Genomic DNA, 20,699 nt, shown 5'->3' on the forward strand with positions numbered 1-20,699 from the left:
GGGCCATAGACTTCCGGGCAATCGCGCCAGCGCGAGCCAGATTTCAGCATGTGCACGATGCCGCTGATCACGCGTCGATCATCGACCCGATGGGCTCCCTTGCGCCCTCGCGGCAACAACGGCTCAACCCGCCGCCATTCCGCATCGCTGAGCCAGTAGACCTGCTTTGCCATTCAAGCCTCCCTTCCGCTGAGATGCTTGAATCACAAACTAATTTCAGATGGAATCCCTATTGAGTACAGACCCTAGAGCGTGACAGGATGAGGATGAAACATCATCGCGCTTCAGGCTGCTGTTTTTCCCGATCATGCTTTAGCGCAGCGATCCGATATAGGCCGCAATGTCGCTGGCTTCGGTCCGGCTCAAGGGAAAGTTCGGCATCTTCGGATGCGGGTCGAGCAGGAAGAAGGCGAGCCTCTCCGGACTGAACTCCGGCCTGCGCGCGACGGACACAAAGGAAGGCACGTCTGCGCTGGCCTGCGTCTGGCCGTCCGCCACGACGTGGCAGCTTGCGCACCAGCGCCTGGCGAGGTCGGCGCCGTGATTGGCGTCGGCGGCGGATGCCGACGAAGCGCCGAGGCTTGATGCCACGACAAGCAGCAGGCCAATTTGTCTCAAGCGCATCAGGTAGCCCTTACGCATTCGCTTGCGGCCGCATTGCTCACCCGCAGCACGATCCCGGAAATTGCGAGAGATCGATGCGAGCGATGATCGCCCGCAGCAGCCGGCGGACCGAGCGATACAGATGACGGACGGGGCCCGGTATCCTTGTCGCGGGCGGGCCAAGGCTTTCGGAATAGTGCGACACGTGCCTCTCCGAGGGTGTGAGGCCCCTTGTATCGTAGCCGGGTCGAAGCTGCCTTGATCTGCCGCAAGGCTCTCCCGGCTAAAGCGCGATGAGAGGAGGATAAGGCATCATCGCGCTTCAGGTTGTCGTTTGAGTATGATCTCCGCGCAAACGCGTTCCGCGTTTGTAGCTGGGGAAAACCGCTTCGCACCTTGCGCTGACGCGGCCCTTCGGGTCCGGATCATGCTCAGTAGTCGCCGGGGTTCATGATCATCGGGCTTCTCGTATCGGCCGGCGCGAGCGAGCTGCTGGCGCTGTCGCGCAGGAAGCGGTCGAGCGCGGCCTGGATCTTCTCCTTGACCGAGTCGGGACCGCGATCGCTCATCTCCGTATGCTGCGCGCCGGTATGGACGATATCGATGCCGCGCGCCTTGGCCTCTTCCGGCGTCGGGAGCACGCCGGGGTCTGTCATGAAATGTGGATCCTTGGAGCGGAACGACAGGATCTTCATGTTGTCGCTGAGCACGAAAGGCACTCGCAGATTGTCGAGCGTGATCACTTTGGAGACCAGTTCGGGATGCTGGTGGGCGACATACATGGAGACGTCGCCGCCGTTGGAATGACCAACGAGGGTGACGTGGTCGTAATCGGCATTCTCCTGCCGCTTCTTCAGTTCGCCGAGCACGAACAGGATGTTCGCCTCGCAGCGAATGTAGACCTCGCGCCGGCCGACATAGGGCTGGCCGACATGGGTCATCAGCGGCGGATCGCTCGGCAGGTCCTGCTGGATGCTGGCAACGAGATAGCCGCGTGCGGCAAGCACGTTGGCGAGGAAGGAGTACTCGGTGGCCTTGACGGTGTTGCCGTTGCTGATGATGGCGAGCGGAAGCTTCCAGAGGCCGAGATTGGCCTTGGTCTCGTAGTCGCGCCGCACCGCGACCTCGACCTCCACCGGCCGCTGGCGCGAGGCGTCAAACCATGTCTGCGTGTCATGGCGGATCGCGAACTTGCTGACGACGAAATATTGGCCAACCCCAAGGACGCAGAGAAAAGCCAGAATTGCAAACACCCTCTTCATGGTTCCGTCCCGATCACTTTCGTCTGAAAATAGATATTGCGCCCCCGCAGATCGAGCGACCGTGAGCACGGCATGGATTAAATTTCGGCAAACCTGTGAGGAGCGTCCCAAAAGGGCCACATGCGGACGCGCTGCGCGAACAGCTCGCGGCTAAAGGCAGCCGGCCTTGCCGTGCTCGGGACAGAGCCGGAAGGCGCTCGCGAGCGTAAACAGAAAGCGTGGGCTGCGGCGCTCATTGTCCGGGGCCCGGTAGCTCAAGGGCACGGCGACGCCGAAATCGGCCTGGAGATCATCCCACAGGAAGAGCCGCACGCCGGCGCCGGCCGACGTGAGCGACAGGCCATCGCTGAGGCGGTAACCGTCGTTCCAGACCGCACCGGCGTCGCCGAAAGCGTAGAGCTGATAACCGCTCCAGTAGCGGAAATTGAGCTTCTGGTCGAAGCGCAGCTCGAGCGAGCCGGCAAGACCGTTGTCGCCACTGATCTCGGCCGCGCCATAGCCGCGGCCGAAGGCCGCGCCGCCGAGATAGAATTGCTGCGAGGTGAACAGCGGCCGTGACGCCGTCTGGCTCGCAGCCGAGATCTTGAGCGACCAGGCGTCGTTGAACGTCTGGTAGCGCGTGAACCAGAGGTTCAGCACCGAGAAGTTGGAGGAGGCGCCCTCGCGCGACAGGAGATCGTCGTCGAACTGCGAGGCGCCGAAGACGTCGAGGCCCTGGCGATAGGTGAGCGTCGCGAAGTTGGTGCCGCCGAAGCGATCCTGGAGCCGGTAGTCGGCGGTCAGGCTCGCGGTCCTGATGTGGTCATTGTACCAGGGACCGTAGAGATCGTGTTCCGACACGTTGCTGGCGGTTGCGGCCAGCGTGAGCGTCAGCGCCGACCATTGCGACATGAAGGGCACAGTGCTCGCCCGCACCTCGAAGGCCTCGGTCGTGGTGATGTCGCTGTCGAGACGCCGGGCGTCGCCCGGCCGGACCGCACTGTACAGGACGGAAGCGCCCAGACGCACGCCGTCGACGCCGACCGGCGCATCGTAGGACAACCGCGCGAAGCCAAGCTCGCGCGGATCGTTGGCAATGGTCGACAGGTTGACCGCCAGCGTGTCACCCGGTGTGAGGTAGGAGTTGAAGGCGCCGGTAGCGTAGGTCTGCCACGGGCCGACCGACGATGATCCGAGATTGTCCAGACCGAACGAGGTGAAGACGTGCCAGGTCTTCAGATAGACGGTGAGGCGAAAGCGGCCGGTCGGGCCGCCGATCTCTTCCAGCGCGGTATCGGTGATCCGGACGCCCGGCCTGCCGTTGATGAGGAAGAGCTGGCGTTCCAGCGTTGCCAGGCGCGACGGCTGCTCGGCCAGAACGGGCCCGAGCATCGGCCGGACGCCGAACTGCTCAGCGCCGTCACCCTTCAGCTCGGTCTGCACGATGGCGCCTTCGACGACACGGATATGGACGCGGCCGTCGGCGATGTCCTGCGGCGGCACGATAGCCCGGCTCAGATGGAATCCCTCGGCGCGGTAGAGCTCGCTGATCGCGCCGGCGATCGCGGCTAGGTCGGCCTGCGAGACCTTCTTGCCGAGATAGGTCTGATAGAGTGCGGCGATGCGATCGCGGGACACGGCATGGGCGCCGCTGACGCTGACGCCGCGCAGCACGAATTGCGGCTTGGTGTCACCGCCGGTGTTGGGTTGATCGACCGATGGCAGCTTGACCGGAGGCCGGTTGAGCGATTCTTGCTCGGACTGGTTCTCAAAATATTTTTCGGGCTGACGCGGATCGAACCCAGGCTGGTTCGCCTGCTGCGCGAGTGCCTGCGGAATTCCCGCAAGCGTTGGCGCCAGCAGCGCGCAGGCGGCAGCCAAATACCATCCGGCCAGACCTTGCGCAGGCCGCTCTCCGTAGTTCGACGGAGAAGTCCGTCGGAGACGGTAAGGGTTCGTTAGCCGCATGATTTTTCATAGTTTTTTATGGTCAATGAAAGGTTAATGCGACAGCGGGACTTACCGGTTCCGGCTAATTCTATGTTGAGTCATTTCAGTTACGCCCCAGGTCTCGCTGTAACGCAGACTGAGGATCGTCATGTTCGGAAGAATTGGCCTGCGGCGCGCCTTGATGGCGGCGCTGATCCTGGGAACGGCTTCCGGTGCATCCGCTGCGGAGGATGGCGTCTGGTCGGTCAGCAAGTCCTCGGGCGAGGTCTGGGTTGCGGCCAACGGCGCGCAGCAAGTGTCGTTGACTGAGGACGGGACGCTCAAGTCTGGCGATACCATACGCACCGGACGAAACGGCCGCGTGCTGCTTGTCCGCGGCGAGGAAACGATACTGATCTCTCCCAACTCGGTGGTCGGCTTGCCGGCCGAGAAGAAGGAGGGGCTCTCGACCACCATCATCCAGCGAGCGGGTTCGATCCTGCTCGAGGTCGAGAAGCGCAACGTCAAGCATTTCGAGGTCGAGACGCCCTATCTCGCCGCCGTGGTCAAGGGAACGCAGTTCAGCGTCACCGTGAATGCGGGCAGCACCAAGGTCGGCGTGATCCGCGGCCAGGTGGAAGTCTCCGACTTCAAGACGGGCCAGATCGCACAGGTCATGCCGGGACAAGCGGCCACCGCCTTCGAGCACGGCAAGCCCGGTCTCAGCCTGAGCGGTGCCCGGAGCTTCAATCCGATCGAGCAAGGCAAGCCGCGCGCCTCGACGATCGAGCGGATTCCCGTGCCGAAATCTGGCCTGTCGGCTCCGCGCAATGCGGCGACCGGCCATGCGATCCATGCGCTTGGCCCGATCGACAAGGGGTCCAAGGCGGCCGGTGCGCCGGCGCAGTCGCATCAGGCGAGCGGAGCCCAGGCGCCCAAGACCGGTGTCGTGCGCATATCGAGCTCGCTCGGCGAGGTCAAATTGAACTTCCACAAGGTCACACACGGGCTGGCGCACGGTGCCGTCGCGCCGGGACGGGTCCGCAACGCGAACGCCAGCGCCGCCACCGATACGGTGTGGAGCGACGCGAAGGCAAGCACGACAACGACTGCCAACAGCTCCAACGTAACGGCAGTCACCGTGAGCAGCAGCGCGCCCGCGACCAGCACAGCGACGTCGTCGTCAAGCACGACCACCGTTGCGACTTCCGGCTCGACCAGCGATGTGTCGGGCGGAAGCCCGGCGACCGGAAGCAGCGGGACCGGCGCCACCGGCAATGGAGGTAACGGTACCGGCAATACTGGCAACAACGGCAACGACAACAACGGAAATGGTGGCAATCGTGGTCATCACTACGGTTGGTGGTGGGGCAGAGGCCATCGCTAGGACCGCGCCGTCGACATAAGGGGAGCACTCCGCGGCATCCGCCGCCTGTGCAGGGGAGCAAGGTGAAACGTTATCGGCCGCATATTCTGGTTGTGATCGCGCTGGCGATCGTGCTGTCGACGGGATGGCATGCTTCGCTGCGCAATGCGCTCACCGATCTGCGGTTCGCCTGGCAATCGCGTGCGGCTAGCGGCGGCATCGCCGTGGTGGCCATCGACGCACCCTCGATCGACCGGATCGGGGTGTGGCCGTGGCCGCGCCGGCTCCATGCCGAACTATTGCAACGGCTCGAAAGCGCCGGCGTGCAGGACATAGCCTTCGACGTCGATTTCAGCACGCCGTCGGATCCGGCATCCGACGAGGCCTTCGTCAAGGCGCTTCGGGACGTTGGCGGCTCGACGGTCCTGCCGTCTTTCAAGCAGCCGGGGCCGAACGGTGGCGCGGCTCACATCAACCGCCCATTGAAGTCTTTCGGTAATCAGTCTTGGCCGGCCGTCGTCAATGTAGCGGTCGAATCCGACGGACTCGTCCGGCGCTATCCGTTCGGCGAAAAGCTCGGCGACGCCTTGATGCCGTCGATGGCCGTCGTGCTGGCCGGACAAGACGCCAATCAGCGACCGCCTTTCCTGATCGACTTCAGCATCCGCGCGGCCTCCATTCCGCGCGTCTCCTATGCCGACGTGTTGCGTGGCGATGCCACGGCCCTGGCCGCGCTGAAGGGCAAGAAGATCATCGTCGGAGCCACCGCGCTCGAGCTCGGCGACAGGTTCAGCGTGCCTAATGGCGGCATTGTCTCGGGGCCTGTCCTTCAGGCGCTTGCGGCGGAATCGATTCTCCAGCATCGGACGCTGCGCTGGACATCCGATGTCGGCATGATGCTCGGCCTCGGCCTGATCTGCCTGCTGATGATGTCTTCGTGGCGCCGCCTCACGCCGGGTCTCCGCGTCGCGATCCTCATTGTCGCCGGGGCGGTGGTGGAACTGGTCGCAGCGCTGGTGCAGGCAAGGTGGCCGCTCGTCGTCGACACGTCGCTATTCCATATCGCCATCGTCGCTTACCTGACGGCGATTGCGCTCGACGAGATCGATTTCCGCAGCCTCTTGGGGCGCATTGCCGAGAGCCGCTTTCACCGTATCGCGATGTCGCTCGGCGACGGCCTGGTCTGTACCGACGAGGATCATCGCATCACGGTGTGGAATCCGGGGGCCAGCGCGATCTTCGGCTACATGCCGGCCGAGATGATCGGGCGTCCGTTTGAAATCCTCTGCACGAGTCCGACCGATGGCAGCGCGAGGCCCTTCGCCATACGCGACGCGGCACGCCAGGCGCTGCTGGTCCCCGGCGGAGCCGTCGTCGTCGAGTTCGAAGGCCGGCGCAAGAACGGCGAAACCTTTCCCGTCGAGGCGAGTTTCTCGGGCTGGCAGGGAACGGATGGCTTTCAGTATGGCGCGATCCTGCGCGACATCTCCGTGCGCAAGCGCGAGGCGGAGCGCGTCAGATATCTTGCCGAATATGACGCGCTGACAGGTCTTGCCAACCGCAATACGCTGCATGCGGGGCTCGCCGATCTGATCGCCGCGGCGGAACGGCGGTCTTCCGAGGTCGCGCTGCTCGTGCTCGGGCTCGACGGCTTCCAGCGGATCAACGACATGCTCGGACATTCGGCCGGCGACCTCGTGCTGCGGGCGGTCGCCGCACGCCTGCGGGCCGAGGCGGGAACGGAGGCGATCGTCGCTCGACTCAGCGGTGACGAGTTCGCCATCGCGGTCGATTGCGCGGGGAACAGCGAATCGGCTGCCGAGTTCGCCGAGCGCGTCGCGCGCGCATTCGAAGCGCCGCTCGCGACAGGTGCGAGACAGCACCGTGTCAGGATCAGCGTCGGCGTCGCGGTCTATCCGGAAGGAGGGGACGGCGCGGACGATCTCCTCAGCAACGGGCACCTGGCGCTCTCTAGGGCGAAGGCGACCCGGCGCGGCGGCCATGTGATCTTCGAAAGCAACATCAGGCAGGAGCTGGAGAGCAGGCTGACGCTGGAGAGCGAGCTTGCGCTTGCCGCGGATCGCGGCGAGTTCGAGCTGTTCTATCAGCCTCAGGTTCGCCTCACCAACGGGAGTCTGGTCGGGGCGGAGGCGCTCATCCGCTGGAAGCATCCTGCGCGTGGCTATGTATCGCCGGGAGAGTTCATGCCGGTCGTCAATACTTCGGCGCTGTCCGAGCGCATCGCGAACTGGGTGATGGAGACCGCCTGCCGGCAGGCGCGGATTTGGGAGCGGTCCGGCAACAGCGTGCGCGTGGCGATCAACCTGTCACCCTCGCAGCTCCACTCCGGCGATCTCGCGCAGGCAGTTGCGGCATTGCTCGAGGCGACCGGGCTCACGCCGTCGCTGCTGGAACTCGAAGTCACCGAGGACATCCTGCTGCACGACGAAAGTCGCGTGCTCGACATGTTCAAGCGGATCCAGGAGCTCGGCGTCCGCGTCCTGTTCGACGATTTCGGCACGGGCTACGCCAGCCTGAGCTATCTGAAGAAATTCCCGCTCGACGGGCTCAAGATCGACAGGTCGTTCGTGTTCGACCTGCTCGCCGATTCCGACGACGCTGCGATCGTCGGCTCGACCATCGGCCTCAGCAAGCAGCTCGGGCTCACCGTCGTGGCCGAGGGTATCGAGAACCGTGCTACGGCCGACTTCCTGGTCAGCATGGGATGCGAGGAGGGGCAGGGTTATTTCTTCGGTCGACCGATGCCTGCGGATGCCTTCGAACGTCAGTTCCTGACGCAGCCCGAGTCCGTCACCGCTGCCTAGCAGACTCGATCACGCCGGCTTAGATCGCTAACGCCGGCGGGCGATGGCAACGCCGAACAGGAACGCGACGAACAGACTGGCGAGCGGCGCTTCGCGTGTGATTGCGGCGACCGTCGCGAGCGGTTTACCCGGCTTTCGAGCTTCGTCGATGACAGACGTCAAGCGGTCGACGGCGGCGTGCAAGCCTCCCGCGACCTCACCGATCGTATGGGAGACGTCTGTCGCGGCGTCGATGGCGCGCTCGGCCATTCCGGGCTGGGACGTGGACTGCGGAATTTCCGTGTTCAAGTTCGTGAACTCCGCTCCTGACGAAGTGAATGAGGCCGGCACCTTTGGCTATCCGCGCGAGCGCTTGTTAGCGGGTCCGAAGACCTTTGGCTATCCGCGACAGGCGCCGTGATGTACGGCGGGTGCCGGCCTTGCAGTGAAAATGCGGCGCGAGGGATTTTGTTCCGGGACGGGTCTCGCGCGGTCTTTTTCACCGGGAAATACCGGTGAAACGACGGCTACGAATCTCTGTTAGTCTGGCACGACCTTGTGGATGTCAGGAGACTGCCGTGACCGATCGGACCATGCCGGATCGAGCCCGGCGCATCGCCTTGCTCGGCGCTCCCATCGATATGGGGGCCTCGCAGCGCGGTACCCTGATGGGCCCGGCGGCGCTGCGTACCGCCGGCCTTGCGACGCTGCTCGAGAGCCTGGACTTCGAGGTCGCCGACTACGGCGATCTCTCCGTCGCCGAGGTCAAGGACCTGGCCGACAGACCGCCCGACAAGGCCAATCACTACCGGGAAATCCAGCGCTGGACGCGCGTCCTGAGTCGTCGTGGCTATGAGATCGCCAAGACCGGCGCGATCCCGATCTTTCTTGGCGGCGATCACACGCTGTCGATGGGTTCGGTCAATGCGATGGCGCGCCATTGGCAGGAGCGCCGACGCGAGCTGTTCGTGCTCTGGCTGGACGCGCATGCCGATTACAACACACCGGAGACGACGATCACCGCCAACATGCACGGCATGTCGGCGGCGTTCCTGTGCGGCGAGCCGGGCCTCGACGGCTTGCTGGGCGATGACCCCCGTGCCTCGATCGAGCCCGACCGGCTCGATCTGTTCGGCATACGCTCGATCGACAAGCTCGAAAAGGACTTGATGCGCGCCCGCCAGATCAGGGTTGCGGACATGCGCCAGATCGACGAGTTCGGTGTTGCCGTACTGATCCGGCGCGTCATCGAGCGGGTCAGGGCGAGCGACGGAGTGCTACATGTCAGCTTCGACGTCGATTTCCTCGATCCCTGCGTCGCGCCGGGCGTCGGCACGACGGTGCCGGGCGGAGCGACCTATCGCGAGGCGCACCTGATTATGGAGCTCTTGCACGATTCCGGGCTGGTGGGATCGGTCGACATTGTCGAGCTCAATCCGTTCCTGGACGAACGCGGCCGGACCGCGCGCACTGCGGTCGAGCTGATCGGCAGCCTGTTCGGCCAGCAGATCGCCGACCGGCCCACGCCCAGCAACGCGATCGCGCTGGGCGAGTGAATCGGGCACGCGGATTTTGTGCGCTGCAAAGAAAGAAACTGCTCTCGCGGCAGGCGGATTTAGATCAGTCTTGATCGGAATCGCCTGCTTTTGAAAGAGGTGCGAATTGCAAATGCGCGTCGCGGAAGGTTTCATGCGGGCTCAGCGCCAGCCGAGGGCCCGCAATGAGCAGCACGACGAACTCTGACGATGATTCCATGACGACTACGCGCCGTCGGTTTCTGCGCAATGGCGCCGCAGCCGCGGGCGGGGTGGTTTTGAGCGCAGGTGCATCGGCCGCCGCTGAGACGGACAACCTTCCGCCCAACATTCCCGAATGGATGAAGGCGCCGGGCGAGCCGACGGGAAGCCAGCCTTATGGCGCGCCCTCGCCGTTCGAGAAGGGCGTCGTCAAGAACATCTCGAAAACTCTCAAGCAGTATATTTCCGCCTCGGGCCGGACGCCGTTGCAGGAGCTCGATGGCATCATCACGCCGAACGGGTTGTTCTACGAACGGCATCACGGCGGCGTTCCGACCATCGATCCGGCGCAGCACCGGCTGATGCTTCATGGCCTCGTCGAGCGTCCTCTGATTTTCTCGCTGGACGATTTGCGGCGTTTTCCGTCGGAGTCGCGGATCCATTTTCTCGAATGTTCGGGCAATCCCGGTTACAGCAAGCCTTACGGCAAGACGGCATCGGACCTCGTGGGGCTGCTGAGTTGTGCGGAATGGACCGGCGTCAGTCTGAAGCTCGTGCTTCAGGAGGCCGGCTTGAAGCCCGGAGCAAAATGGGTGGTCGCGGAAGGCGCCGACGCTGCCGCGTTGACGCGCAGCATCCCGATTGAGAAATGTCTGGAGGACGCCATGCTGGTCTACAGCCAGAACGGCGAGCGACTGCGTCCTCAGCAGGGCTATCCGCTGCGGCTGTTCCTGCCGGGCTTCGAAGGCAATATGAGCGTGAAGTGGCTGCGGCGTCTGCACGTGACCGCGGAGCCCGTCTATTCACGCGAGGAAACCTCGAAATATACCGATCTCCTACCGGATGGCACGGCGCGCGAATTTTCCTTCTACATGGAAGCGAAGTCGATCATCACGCGTCCCTCTGGCGGTCAGAGTCTGAGCGCGCCCGGTTTCCACGAGATCACCGGCATCGCCTGGAGCGGGCATGGCAAGATCGCGCGCGTCGAAGTGTCGGTCGATGACGGCAAGAGCTGGCAGGAGACGCGATTGCAGGAGCCGGTGCTGACGCGTGCCTTGACACGCTTTCGCCTGCCGTGGCGATGGGACGGCAAGCCCGCCGTGATCCAGAGTCGCGCCATCGACGAGACCGGCTATATGCAGCCGACGCTCGCCGAGTTGCTCGCGGTGCGCGGCGAGAATTATTTCTACCACAACAATGCGATCTGGCCCTGGCGCATCGCGGCTGACGGCGAGGTGACCAATGCGCTTGCGTGAGATTTGCGGTATCGCATTCGCAACCGTTCTGTGTGCGGGGGCCGGTGCTGCGCTGGCGCAAAGTCCCTACGGCATCGGACGGCCGGCAACTTCGGCCGAGATCGCCGGCTGGAACATCGATATCGGACGCGACGGCAGCAATCTGCCGCAGGGGAGCGGTTCGGTTGGCCACGGACGCGATGTGTTCGCCCAGCAATGTGCCTCTTGCCATGGCGAGAAGGGCGAGGGTGGTTTGGGTGACCGGCTTGCCGGCGGGCAAGGCACGATCGGGACGGCCAGGCCGATCCGCACTGTCGGCAGCTTTTGGCCCTATGCGACGACGCTGTTCGACTACATCCGACGAGCCATGCCGCAGAACGCGCCGCAGTCGCTGAGCGACGACGACGTTTATGCGGTGTCCGCCTACATCCTGAACCTGAACGGGTTGGTGGGAGCGGACGCGACGCTCGATGCAAAATCGCTTGCGGCCATCAAAATGCCGAACCGTGATCGGTTTGTCGGCGACGCGCGCCCGGACGTGAGAAAGTGAACGGCAACAGCAATCGAGTTCCCCGCACTTGGCTCGGAACTTGCTTCAGCAAGAGGTGGAACTCGCGGGACGCAAATGAATTAACCTGCGAGAGGAAAAAAGTGCGGATCCTTCGATGGCAACTGATCGCTTTGCAAACTCCATCTCCACGGCGCTTCGTCATCCCGGCGTGATCGCGATRATTGTTGCTGCCTTGACGATTGCTGCGATGCTGATCGTCGACCACGGCCCCTGGAACCGCGCCAAGACTCAGCCGGCTCATGTCGCGATGTATGCGACGACGGGCGAGGCCGCGCACGCCGTAGGCGCGAAGGTGCTTCCCACCGAGCCTAAATCGCCGGTCGAGCCGGAGCGACCGGGGCCGAAAACGTCCCCGACCGTCAATCCGGTAACGCCGTAGTCCGCGTCAACTCTTGCGGCCGTAGTTGAGAAGTCCGCCGCTTGTCTTCGGCGGATGCGCGCGCAGCGCTTCCTCGTTCGGCTCTGTGCCCCAGCCGGGGCGATCCGGAATGACCAGATGCCCATTCTGGATCTCCGGCTCATGTGTGAACAGCTCGCGGTCCCAGGCGAGGCGATCGATGTCAATCTCCATGATGCGAAGGTTCGGCACGGCGGCGCAGAAATGCGCGTTCATCATCGAGCAGAGGTGGCCGTAGAAATTGTGCGGCGCGACGTTGACCTCGAAGGCTTCCGCGGCAGCGGCAATCTTCATCGATTGCCAAACGCCGTTCCAAGGCGTGTCGATGATCGCGACGTCCATCGCCTGTTCGCGAAAATAGGGCAGGAACTCACGCAAGCCCAGTAGCGTCTCGCAGGACGAGATCGGGTGCGGGCTCTGCCTTCGGATGTAGCCGAGTGCTTCGGGATTGAAGCTGTCGATCTCGACCCAGAACATGTCGAGGTCGGCGATGGTTCGCAGGATCTTCAGGTAGCCTTCGGTCTTGGCGTTGAAGTTGCAGTCGAGCATGATGTCGACGTCGGGTCCTGCGCCGTCGCGGATCGCCTCCAGATGCATGTGCAGGTCGTGCAGAATCTTGCGGTCGACGTTGATCTCGGGGACGAAGGGTGAGCCGAAGCCGGGCCGCCAGCCGGTCGGCTTGCCATCGTCATAGGAGAAGATGTTGGTCTTCAGCGCCGAAAACTTCTTCTCGCGCACCTCGCGCCCCATGGCCTTGACGCCATCGAGGCTTTCGATCGGCGGCTTGTACCAGGACGGATGATTGATCCGCCAGGTGGCGCAGTGCGACCAGTAGACCCGGACGCGGTCGCGGATCTTGCCGCCAAGGAGCTCGTAGCAGGGGACGCCAAGGCACTTCGCCTTGGCATCGACCAACGCATTCTCGATCGCGCCGAGCGCCTGCGCCACGACGCCGCCGGCGGCTGGACGCGTGGCCGCGAACAGTTCGGCGTAAATGCGTTCGTGCTGGAAGACGTTCTGCCCGATAACGCGGGCGGACAGGCGCTGTATCGCGGCGCCGACGCCGGGCGAACCAAAGCCTTCGTCGAACTCGCTCCATCCGACGATGCCGTCTTCCGTCGTCAGCTTGACGAAATGGTAGTTTCTCCACCCGGCATCGCAGGCGAGGATTTCGAGGCTTGTTGCTCTTGATGAATTTGTCATGTCGCTCCCTGTCGCCCGGCCGGGCGTTGTTTTTTCTTGTGGTCCGGGTCCGCAAGCCCGGCCCCGGCCGCAACTGTTAAGCTAACGAGCAGGTCGACAAGGGGTCAAGGTGTGAAGTAGGCGCGGGGTGCTTCGAGGATTGTCTTTGCGGTTTGTCTTTGGGGGACGACAGCGATGCTTTCGGTAGATCAGTTCTTGCGGCTCATCAGCGTGCCGGCCGTGTTTGCGGCCTTCATCATTGCCTCGCAGATCTCCGCGGCACTGTCGCCGGTCTAACGCCTCAGCCGATCACGGACGAGCCGAGCAGCGCGAGCACGGCCAGCGCCATCAGCGCGGTGCCGAGCCAGCCCAGCGCGACCAGCCATGAGCGGGCCTTGAAGCGGCCCATGATCGCGTGGTTCGAGACGATCAGCATCATCATCGCCATGATCGGGACGGCGACGATGCCGTTGAGCACGGCGCTCCACACCAGCATGTGAATCGAATCGATCCCGGTGAAGCCGAGGCCGAAGCCGATGATGGTCGCGGCCGCGATGATGGTGTAGAAGCCGACCGCCTTCTCAGGTCTGGCCTCCAGCGTGGCGCGCCAGCCGAAGATCTCCGCAACGCCATAGGCGGCCGAGCCCGCCAGCACCGGGATTGCCAACAGGCCCGTGCCAATGATGCCGAGCGCGAACAGCGCGAAGGTGAAGTCGCCGGCAAGTGGCCGCAGCGCTTCGGCGGCTTCGGTCGCCGAATTGATCCTGGTGACGCCGTTGGCGTTCAGCACTGACGCCGTGGTCAGGATGATGAAGAAGGCGATGCCGTTGGAGAGCAGCATGCCGGCGGTGGTGTCGGCCTTGATGCGCGCGAGCTCGGGGTCGCCGCCGCGCCGCGACAACTCGCGCAGCGGCCGGTCGCGCTTGCCCTGGTTCATCTCCTCGACCTCTTGCGAGGCCTGCCAGAAGAACAGATAAGGGCTGATGGTGGTGCCGAGCACGGCGACGACCATCATGAAATAGTCGGCGCTGACATTTGCCTCGGGCCATACCGCTGCGAGCAGCGCCGTGCTCCACGGGATCTTCACGGTGAAGGCGGTCGCGACATAGGCGAACAGCGTCAGCGTCAGGAATTTCAGCACCGGCGCGTAGCGGCGGTAGGGCAGGAAGACCTGAAGCAGGGTCGAGCCCGCCGCGAAGATCAGCGCATGCTCGTGGTTGAGCCCGCCGATGACCAGCGAGAGCGCCTCCGCCATCGCCGCGATGTCGGCGGCGATGTTGAAGGTGTTCGCAGTGACGAGAAGCCCCACCAGCCCCAGCACCACCCAACGCGGGGCGAGCTTCATGACGTTGGCGGCGAGCCCCTTGCCGGTGACCCGGCCGATCCGTGCGCTGACGAGCTGAATGGCGATCATGAACGGCGTGGTCAGAAACACCGTCCAGAGCAGCCCGTAGCCGAATTGCGCGCCGGCCTGCGAATAGGTGGCGATGCCCGACGGATCGTCGTCGGCCGCGCCGGTGATGAGGCCCGGCCCCAGCCGTCGCAGCAGCGTCGGCACGGATTTGGCGGGGGCGAGGGCGCTGTCGTTCATGAAATGGGGACGTCTCGATGCGGTCGGCGCGCCGGCTTTTCCGGAATGGCGAAGTCTTAAGGCAAATGCGGCCAGGAAACAAAGGTTCCTGTGGCGCGACGGAGGCTGCGATGCGGCCCGCCGGCGCATTTCCGATTAGGCGAATTCGGATTGACCCGTCGGGCAAAACACCTGTAGAAGTGCATCATCGCAACAACCGTCGAGCCCGCGCCGCCACCGGCCGCGGGCTTTGTGATTCCGGCGCCAGCAGGGGGCCGCTCTATTTGACGCTGACGAACATGCCCCAGGCCGCGGCGAGCGCCGCGCCGGTGAACACGATGATGGGGCTGTCGCAGAATGCGCTGCCATAGCTGCACATGTTCGTGCCGAACTGACCGAGCTCGTGATGGCTCGCGGAGTAGAACAGTCCCGACAGCACCAGCAATGCGGCGGCGACGTAATACACGGCGATCTCTCCTTGAGGGTTTGCCAAAGGCGTCCTTGCCTCCCGAAACGCCGCCGCCAATGCGACAGCTGATGCGTCGGGCAAACCGGGACACGCGGCCAGCATGGGGCGCGGAGATTTCATTCCGCCAAAAATGGTTCGCTGCATTTTAGATAAAGTTCGACGGGTCGGAGTCACGACGCGCCTGTGGGGCGCATTGGGTTGCGGCCGTGCGTTCACTTTTACACATTCGCCGGGAACCAAGGTTCCTGCCGCGGCGTAGTCCACGGGCTTGCAATGGCGCGGCGGTGGCAAGGGAGTCGAACGTGCAAGGTTTACCGGTGGTCCTGGTCTCGGAAGATGACCAGCTCGTGCAGGGCATGGTTGAAGAGGCGTTGACCGAGGGCGGTTTCGAAACGGCCACCGCAGCCACCGGCGAAGAAGCAATCGACCTGCTGAAGGCCGACGCCGCCCGCTATCGCGCGCTGGTCACCGACATCCATCTGGGCGGCAAGCTCCACGGCTGGGATGTCGCCCGCGCGGCGCGCGAGATCAACGCCAACATTCCCGTGGTCTACATGACCGGTGCTGCGGCCGACGAATGGGCCTCCAGGGGCGTGCCCAACAGCGTCCTCCTCAACAAGCCGTTCGCGCCGGCGCAGCTCGTCACCGCCGTGTCCCAGCTGCTCAACGCGGCACCGCCCAACACCGCAGCGGAGGCGGCGGTGGCGCGCGATGCGCCACATTGAATAATTTCACTTCCCACGTAGCTGCGAGACGTCGGCCCGCTTCGGGAGGAGCAAGCCGAGTTCGCGTGCCTTCTTTCTTACTGAAGTGACATGGCGATCAAGCTCACGGGCTATGTCTCCGGCGCAGGTTTTCTGACGCGCGAGAGCCGTCAATCGCTGCGCCTCCTGCTTGGACCATTCGCGTGGTCTTAAAGACTTCATGGACCCTCATTGGTCTGAAGCGATTGAAGGTGCGACGATCTCCCCATCCGAGATGGGCGATATGAAGTCTCTGTGCAGGCAGGTTGGTCTTCGGGCGCCGTCGAACAGCACGGTGATGCCCGTGGTACGAGGGCTCACGTCGATGACTATGCCACTCCGGTCAGCCAGCTCTTGGCATCGAGCGGCTCCAACCTCACTCATCTTAAAGCGGGTACCGACAACAATTCTGTCGACCTTTTGGTAAATCATTACCGCTATCCGGTCAGGGGAAAATGGATAGACAAAAAGCAAAAACTCAAAATCAAGCATAAATCTATATCGGATCAATCATCCACGCAACCAGCGGACGAAATTGCGCCGGAAACGTACCTAAGCAGGCGCGATTTGGCGACAGCCTAAACTCCCGAGCATCCGCTGTTGGCCCGTGTGAGACATGCCGGAGCGGCCGACGATGTCCGTTCACAGGGATCGACCGGAAGAGAACGGCACGCGGCCAAAGTGACGCGATTGACCCAAATGAGACCTGGTCGCATGGAAGGAAGGGGGCTCCACGCTGCCGGAAAGGGCTGGAACATCCAACACCTTCAGCGCAGCTTATAGTAGCCGGACCGCCCCGTTGATTTGGAACAAACGTAGGTACTCTGGAATTGAGTGCATTGGCAGATGGTCCATCTAGCCAGGGAGGTTTTGACATGAGTGCAATCCTCAAGTCGGAAATGTTCTCTCGCCGAAAGGCCCTTTCACTGATGGGATTGGCGGCTGCGTTCGGCCTCGCGGCGGCCCCTACGGTACTGACAGTGTCCGATGCTGAGGCTCAGACTGCTGCGGGTCCGACTGCTGCGCCGCCGACCGCTGCGGCTCCGACCGCTGGCATGGAACGGCGTCAGGAGCGGCGTTCAGCGCGGCACGAGCGGCGTCAGGAGCGGCGTTCAGCGCGGCACGAGCGGCGTCAGGAGAGGCGCACAGCGCGCACAGAGCGGCGTCAGGAGCGGCGCACAGGTACAGCTACCGGTACAGGTGGTACAGCTACCGGGACAGGTACAACTACCGGTGCAGCTACAACTACCGGCACAGGTACCGGGGAGAAAAAGTAATTCCACTGGCCCGGCGAAGTCACTTGGTGGTGGCGGATTGATTGGAGAGCTACCAGATTGAGGCGTTCAAATACGCCGATAAACGTCTGATGTCGCCTAGTGGCTCACATGCGGACATTGCGACGCCGTAAGTTGATGACCGCTTCCAACCCGGAGCGGTCATTCCGCATCGCTCCAGGTCCGTTGACAAGTCCGTTGATTGAAACAAGCTATCCTGCGTCTCGGGCGCAGCCAGCGGACGGTATCGACCTAGCGACGTCCCGCTCGCTTGAGTTCGGCGACCTGTTGCTTCTCCCCGGCCAGCTTCCCTGCGGCGAGCAGGCTGCTGCAATGGCGAGCAGGCTGCTGCAATGGCGAGCAGGCTGCTGCAATGCCAACGGGCTTCTCTTTGTATCCAGCCCAAAAACGCCTTGGTGTCCATGCACTCCGCGTAGGTTTTGTAGGTGAGTGTGTCTCTGCACGTTGCCGAGAAAGCTGAATTGATCCCCGCCGAATTTATACCGATGACGACTGCATCGCGCGGATCGCGGACTGGATCGCAGGGGGCGGATGAGAGGCTTGCATTCCGGCACTTCGGCGTGTTGTTGACGTCAGGGCCGGTCCGCATCGATCGCCGGCCGGACTGACGATCGAGAATTGTCGTATCCCGGAGAACATCATGACGTCACCCGCCAATCTCGCCGAAAAGCTTGCGACCTTCGATGACCGCTTCTCGCCGCGCACGGTCGCGACCTACAATGGCAACGACATCATGGTCGCCAAGCTCGAGGGTCCGTTCCATTGGCACAAGCATGACGACACCGACGATTTCTTCCTCGTGCTCAAGGGCACGCTCGACATCGAGCTGCGCGATCGCACGGTGACGCTGACGGCGGGCGAGGTTTTCGTCGTGCCGAAGGGCGTCGAGCACAGGCCGGTCGCGCGGGGCGAGGTGCACATCCTGCTGATCGAGCCGACGGGCACGCCGAACTCGGGTGACCCGGCGACCGCGGCGCCCCGCATCCTGGCTTGAGCGGCGGGCGGCAGGCGCCGGCCGGTCAAGGCCCGCAGAGATCATACGCGGCCCGGATGAAACACGCCTGAAACATTGCTGAAACCAGATTGTCCTGAACGCCGCGTCCGCCCGCGCCGACCAAACAAGCGAAAAGGAGACAATCATGATCCAGGTCGGTTCGAAGGAAGAAGTCGCGTTTCTGCTGGCGCTGTTCGGCACCCACACCCAGCCCGTCAAGGAACCGAAGCCGAAATCGCAGCGAAGCTGAGGGCCTTAGCTCATGCCGGGTTTGGCCGATTGCCAGAGCCTGTTGCGCCTGCTGATCGCCAGGGGCGATCCGAAGGCGATCCCGCAGGCCGAAGGCGCCATCGATGATTATCTGGAGATCGCGCCGGTCTGCACCCGCAAGGGCGGCCTGCGCGTCCTCCTGCAGGACACCTCGGACCTCTACGGCGCCGCGGTCGGCGTGCAGCGCTCGTTCGCGGAGACGGTGGACGCTTACATCGTGCGGAAGCTTGCGGAGGAGTAGGGGCGCGCGTTGAAGTCGGCCAGAGCTGACACACTCCTGCGGTCGACAGCCTTTCACTTCAGCGCTGCCGTCACCCAATTCCTTCGCTCCGATGCCGACCACCTCGCTGCCCTCGCCGTGAACCGGACCGTAATGCCGGGGACCTTCAGTTGACAATGTTCTATGTTTGTTCTAGTTGATGCTCGCTTCAACCTGTGAGCGAGCCGTGCCGTGAACATCGCCAGTCGCGTCTCGCAATTTTCGCGAGGTCGTTAATGAGTAACTCGCTTCTCGCTTTGGTCCTGTTGGATAATCCGGCAACGCCGGACATGTCAGCGGTTGCCAGGGTCCTCCGCGCTCGACATCCGGAGTTGGCAACTGAGGTTGCGGAGAACGGAGGCGCGCAACAGGCTCAAGCAAACTCGCCGCTCATTCGCTGCGGCAACGAGTTCGTCGCCGTCATGTCGATGCCAGCGCCCATTCCGCAGGATCCCGGACTGTGGGCGCGCGCTGCGAGAATGTGGCCGGAGAGTAAGGCGGTGGCGGCGCGGCATCGAGGTCACCTGATCGTCTCTATGCTTGGACAGAGTAAGCGACCGCTGATCGCCGCGCGCATTACCACCGCGGTCATCGGTGCATTGATTGCCACGATGCGGGAATGTTGTGGCGTCGTGTGGGCTGGACAGGTGGCGCGGCCCGCCGAGCTCTGGCGGGACATGTCCAGTCAATCGTTTGCCCCGTTTCCTCATTACCCTTTCACGCTGTGGGTCGACATCCTTCCGTTCCAGTCAGGTAGAAAAATTGGCGCGATCACGATGGGGCTGTCCGCTTTCGTCGGGCGCGAGATCCAGTTCGACACGGGCAAGCTCACGCTGCCCGCGCTGATCGACAAAGTGGATGGACTTTCCGTTTATCTGATCGAGCACGGAAACGTAGTCAAGGATGGCGATACGATTGGAGCACACGAGAACGAGCGCTTCGCGGTTCGTTACAAGAACTCCGAGGTCTTTGGTGGTTTGCCTGTGTTTTCCTGCGGCGATGACTTCGCGTAGTCGGGCATCGTCAGCACAATGCTTTGCGGCGTCATTAGATGGTCCAGGCAATCCGCACATTGACGCTAAGGAGTGGTTCTCGCGCCGGATACGGCTGCTGCTTCGGCCGGAGTGAAGACTGGTTACGAAGCCGTGCGTATGCCGTTCGAGATCGGCTGTTTGACTCGTCGGGCAAAACACTGGCAGAATGGCATCATCGAAAGAGTTCGGATCAAGCCCGCGGGATGCCGCGGGCTTTATTGTTGAGCAGTTGATATTGGTTCTCTGCATGGCGTCATTGTGGGCACGATGTTCAATGGGACTCGGTCATGGGTAAAGAAAGGGCAGCTTCGATTGCGAAACGACCCAGAGCGCGAAGGCGCCGCTACTACGAAATGGGGCCCGACCTCCGGGTGGGAGGCAAGCCGGGCTATTGGCTAGAGGACGAGAATATCCTTCCTCCCTACGAGGTTTTCCGTCTGCCGGCTTCTACCGCGCCTGCCCCTTTCGTGTTTGACAAATCGGCAGGCGATTTGCCCTATGACTTGGAGCCCTACTACGGCTGGTGGCTTATTTCGGATCGGACAAAGGTGGTATTCGAGGGGCTTGACCCGGAGGCCTTTGTGTTTGTGCCGTGCGATGTGCGAGTACCGCATGGTAGCTACCATGGGCCGAACTATTGGCTGTGCGATGTTGTTCGCGTTCTCGACGCGCTGGATGAATCGCAATCGCGCTTGACCATCCGAATTGAGGACGATCCTCGCTCCCTTAAATTTGGAAAGAAGATCTACTTGACGATGCCGGGCTCCAAACTGGTCTTTACGGAGGCTGCAATTGGCACAGCGCATATCTTTCGTATGGCTCATAGCGAGGCTGACGTCATATGCGATCAAGAATTGAAGGACGCCTGCAAGTCCGCGGGCCTCAAGAGAATTTGGTTTAGCGACGTCTCAAAGCTCTGAGCCAGCCCGGATTCTGTGTGCGTAATGAGGTCTGGTTCGCTCGCGGACACTCGCGGGAGCGCGAGTAGACGATCTGCGGCT

At 63.0% G+C, this 20,699-nt stretch carries 20 protein-coding genes; 11 read left to right on the top strand and 9 right to left on the bottom strand.

What is annotated here, in order from left to right:
* The 4 genes from ACXJMY_RS34445 to ACXJMY_RS34460 form a co-directional block, all read right to left on the bottom strand.
* The coding region (locus ACXJMY_RS34445; protein WP_456623835.1) for a transposase at positions 1–173 on the bottom strand (173 nt) is incomplete at its 3' end.
* 139 nt (positions 174–312) lie between these two features.
* Entirely contained in the window at positions 313–624 is a 312-nt protein-coding gene (locus ACXJMY_RS34450; protein ID WP_456623808.1) for a c-type cytochrome, read from the bottom strand.
* Between the two features lie 410 nt (positions 625–1,034).
* Positions 1,035–1,865 carry an alpha/beta fold hydrolase gene (locus ACXJMY_RS34455; protein WP_456623809.1) on the bottom strand — a complete coding sequence of 277 codons (831 nt, stop codon included), beginning with the start codon at positions 1,863–1,865 and terminating at the stop codon, positions 1,035–1,037.
* Between the two features lie 150 nt (positions 1,866–2,015).
* Complete coding sequence (locus ACXJMY_RS34460) at positions 2,016–3,812, bottom strand: ShlB/FhaC/HecB family hemolysin secretion/activation protein (protein ID WP_456623810.1); 1,797 nt, start codon at positions 3,810–3,812, stop codon at positions 2,016–2,018.
* A gap of 130 nt (positions 3,813–3,942) precedes the next feature.
* On the opposite strand from ACXJMY_RS34460, the gene ACXJMY_RS34465 reads away from it, so the two are divergent.
* Both ACXJMY_RS34465 and ACXJMY_RS34470 read left to right on the top strand, forming a co-directional pair.
* Positions 3,943–5,160, top strand: a complete 1,218-nt coding sequence (locus tag ACXJMY_RS34465; RefSeq protein ID WP_456623811.1) for a FecR family protein — start codon at positions 3,943–3,945, stop codon at positions 5,158–5,160.
* Between the two features lie 62 nt (positions 5,161–5,222).
* Positions 5,223–7,964: an EAL domain-containing protein gene (locus ACXJMY_RS34470; RefSeq protein ID WP_456623812.1), complete on the top strand. Its 2,742-nt coding sequence runs from the start codon at positions 5,223–5,225 to the stop codon at positions 7,962–7,964.
* A 27-nt stretch (positions 7,965–7,991) separates the two neighbouring features.
* On the opposite strand, the gene ACXJMY_RS34475 is transcribed toward ACXJMY_RS34470, so the two are convergent.
* Positions 7,992–8,252, bottom strand: a complete 261-nt coding sequence (locus ACXJMY_RS34475) for a hypothetical protein (RefSeq protein WP_456623813.1) — start codon at positions 8,250–8,252, stop codon at positions 7,992–7,994.
* Positions 8,253–8,521: 269 nt separating this feature from the next.
* On the opposite strand from ACXJMY_RS34475, the gene rocF reads away from it, so the two are divergent.
* The 4 genes from rocF to ACXJMY_RS34495 all read left to right on the top strand — a co-directional run bounded on the left by rocF (position 8,522) and on the right by ACXJMY_RS34495 (position 11,864).
* Positions 8,522–9,499, top strand: coding sequence for an arginase (gene rocF / locus ACXJMY_RS34480; RefSeq protein ID WP_456623814.1), 978 nt, complete (start codon positions 8,522–8,524; stop codon positions 9,497–9,499).
* Positions 9,500–9,663: 164 nt separating this feature from the next.
* Positions 9,664–10,935, top strand: coding sequence for a sulfite dehydrogenase (gene soxC, locus ACXJMY_RS34485; RefSeq protein ID WP_456623815.1), 1,272 nt, complete (start codon positions 9,664–9,666; stop codon positions 10,933–10,935).
* On the top strand, positions 10,922–11,464 hold the full coding sequence (locus tag ACXJMY_RS34490; protein WP_456623816.1) for a c-type cytochrome: 543 nt from the start codon (positions 10,922–10,924) through the stop codon (positions 11,462–11,464). Before soxC ends, ACXJMY_RS34490 begins: the two co-directional genes overlap by 14 nt.
* 115 nt (positions 11,465–11,579) lie before the next feature.
* Entirely contained in the window at positions 11,580–11,864 is a 285-nt protein-coding gene (locus ACXJMY_RS34495) for a hypothetical protein (protein ID WP_456623817.1), read from the top strand.
* Positions 11,865–11,870: 6 nt separating this feature from the next.
* On the opposite strand, the gene ACXJMY_RS34500 is transcribed toward ACXJMY_RS34495, so the two are convergent.
* The 3 genes from ACXJMY_RS34500 to ACXJMY_RS34510 form a co-directional block, all read right to left on the bottom strand.
* Entirely contained in the window at positions 11,871–13,085 is a 1,215-nt protein-coding gene (locus ACXJMY_RS34500; protein WP_456623818.1) for a mandelate racemase/muconate lactonizing enzyme family protein, read from the bottom strand.
* A gap of 280 nt (positions 13,086–13,365) precedes the next feature.
* Positions 13,366–14,655 (bottom strand): NRAMP family divalent metal transporter, encoded by a 1,290-nt coding sequence (locus tag ACXJMY_RS34505; RefSeq protein WP_456623819.1) that lies wholly within the window; start codon positions 14,653–14,655, stop codon positions 13,366–13,368.
* Between the two features lie 259 nt (positions 14,656–14,914).
* The gene (locus ACXJMY_RS34510; protein WP_456623820.1) at positions 14,915–15,100 is read right to left on the bottom strand and encodes a hypothetical protein; all 186 of its coding nucleotides are present in this window, start codon (positions 15,098–15,100) and stop codon (positions 14,915–14,917) included.
* A 305-nt stretch (positions 15,101–15,405) separates the two neighbouring features.
* Here ACXJMY_RS34510 and ACXJMY_RS34515 point away from each other — a divergent pair, with 305 nt between their 5' ends.
* Positions 15,406–15,828, top strand: a complete 423-nt coding sequence (locus ACXJMY_RS34515) for a response regulator (RefSeq protein WP_456623821.1) — start codon at positions 15,406–15,408, stop codon at positions 15,826–15,828.
* Between the two features lie 207 nt (positions 15,829–16,035).
* Here ACXJMY_RS34515 and ACXJMY_RS34520 read toward each other — a convergent pair whose 3' ends face one another.
* Entirely contained in the window at positions 16,036–16,338 is a 303-nt protein-coding gene (locus tag ACXJMY_RS34520) for a hypothetical protein (RefSeq protein WP_456623822.1), read from the bottom strand.
* Between the two features lie 1,443 nt (positions 16,339–17,781).
* Between ACXJMY_RS34520 and ACXJMY_RS34525 the strand changes: the two genes are divergently transcribed.
* The 4 genes from ACXJMY_RS34525 to ACXJMY_RS34540 all read left to right on the top strand — a co-directional run bounded on the left by ACXJMY_RS34525 (position 17,782) and on the right by ACXJMY_RS34540 (position 20,618).
* Positions 17,782–18,135: a cupin domain-containing protein gene (locus ACXJMY_RS34525; protein ID WP_456623823.1), complete on the top strand. Its 354-nt coding sequence runs from the start codon at positions 17,782–17,784 to the stop codon at positions 18,133–18,135.
* A 262-nt stretch (positions 18,136–18,397) separates the two neighbouring features.
* On the top strand, positions 18,398–18,646 hold the full coding sequence (locus tag ACXJMY_RS34530) for a hypothetical protein (RefSeq protein WP_456623824.1): 249 nt from the start codon (positions 18,398–18,400) through the stop codon (positions 18,644–18,646).
* Positions 18,647–18,900: 254 nt separating this feature from the next.
* Positions 18,901–19,677 (top strand): DUF4261 domain-containing protein, encoded by a 777-nt coding sequence (locus ACXJMY_RS34535; protein WP_456623825.1) that lies wholly within the window; start codon positions 18,901–18,903, stop codon positions 19,675–19,677.
* Between the two features lie 308 nt (positions 19,678–19,985).
* Positions 19,986–20,618, top strand: coding sequence for an imm11 family protein (locus ACXJMY_RS34540; RefSeq protein WP_456623826.1), 633 nt, complete (start codon positions 19,986–19,988; stop codon positions 20,616–20,618).
* The last annotated feature ends 81 nt before the right edge of the window (positions 20,619–20,699 follow it).

Source organism: Bradyrhizobium sp. P5_C12 (assembly GCF_054049735.1).